Below are 1,278 nucleotides of genomic sequence, written 5' to 3'. Positions count from 1 at the left end.
GGTGTGGGGTGTGGGGTGTGGGGTTTTACCGATTTTGAGGTAGTCAATTACCTAATTTTCAGGGAAAAAGTACCTGAATTTTCCCCCCGATCCCCGCAACGGCTGGCACTTTTTGAGGAAAAAAAAGTCTAAAAGTCTTATCCAACAAGGTTTTTAGATTTATTCAGCAGACCCTAGATAGTCAACAGCTTACCTGCGGGCGAATGGAAAAGGAATTTCTGCCCATCTCCCTAACCCCCGCCAGCTGGCGATCGTTCCGCTAGACTTGGCAATTTCTAGGCCGGGCGCGATTCGTCTAGGGAGAGGGTAAAGAGCGAAGGAAAACCGTGAGTATGGCGGTAATAATCGCGACGGTTACGGGGATAATCAGCGATTTCGCCCCTTTTAAATCGGATATATCCTTAACTAGCCCCGATTGTTCGTTTTCTAGCCTTTCTAACCGCTTATCCATTCCCTCGACTTTCTCGATTAATTTTGCCTGTCCTACCTCTAGTTTTGTCAGGCGATCATCGATTCGATCGATCTTTCCCTCGATCCGCGTCAGGATGGCTTCTAGGGAATAGGTGACGGTTTCTCCCGATTGACTCATAAACTAAATTCCTTGTTGCGGGGGATACTTCGCATTCTATCACTCCCGAAAGATGGCAGAATTACCAATCCAGAGGCAACGGCAACGATTATCAGCCTACAATATTACTAGGCGATCGAATAATCTCCGAAATTCAGATGAGTCAATTAAGATCTATTTCTGGGAAAAAGTTCGCCAAAATTTGAGAACGTCATTGAGAATTCAAGGTAGCCATCACATTTACTGTATTACTCGTTCAGACTGTCTATGAACCATCGTCAACAATTAATTCAAGAACTCGAACAAGCACCTGATGATCTAATAGAAACCGTGTTAGATTTTTTACATCGAGTTCAGGCAACAGGCAACAATCATCCTCTGGCCAAGTTTTCAGGCATTTTAAGCGATTCAGAGGCACAAGAACTACAACAAGCCATTAAAACAGAATGTCGTCAGGTAGATGTCAATGAGCGGTGAAATGGATTGCTGCTCAATGTATAGAAAATAATTGGGTATTGGTGACAGATAAGTAGCTGGTTATAATTAAATTAAAAATGGATTTTAGGTTTGATCCCCCCTGCCCCCCTTGATAAGGGGGGTGCCGATAGGCGGGGGGATCCCCCCTGCCCCCCTTGATAAGGGGGGTGCCGATAGGCGGGGGGATCCCCCCTGCCCCCCTTGATAAGGGGGGTGTCTGATAACTTTTAACG

General features: G+C 45.7%; 2 protein-coding genes. One reads left to right on the top strand and one right to left on the bottom strand.

The features are described 5' to 3' along the window. Positions 1–295: 295 nt before the first annotated feature. Entirely contained in the window at positions 296–589 is a 294-nt protein-coding gene (locus tag PX482_RS07850; RefSeq protein WP_002759475.1) for a hypothetical protein, read from the bottom strand. A 246-nt stretch (positions 590–835) separates the two neighbouring features. Between PX482_RS07850 and PX482_RS07845 the strand changes: the two genes are divergently transcribed. Further along, complete coding sequence (locus tag PX482_RS07845) at positions 836–1,045, top strand: hypothetical protein (protein ID WP_288093859.1); 210 nt, start codon at positions 836–838, stop codon at positions 1,043–1,045. Positions 1,046–1,278: the final 233 nt, after the last annotated feature.

Origin of the sequence: Microcystis sp. M53602_WE12, from assembly GCF_030065455.1 — a bacterium.
GTDB classification, from domain to species: Bacteria; Cyanobacteriota; Cyanobacteriia; order Cyanobacteriales; family Microcystaceae; genus Microcystis; species Microcystis aeruginosa.
The sequence above is the reverse complement of the archived record's forward strand: the minus strand, read 5'-3'. Positions and strand labels throughout refer to the sequence as shown.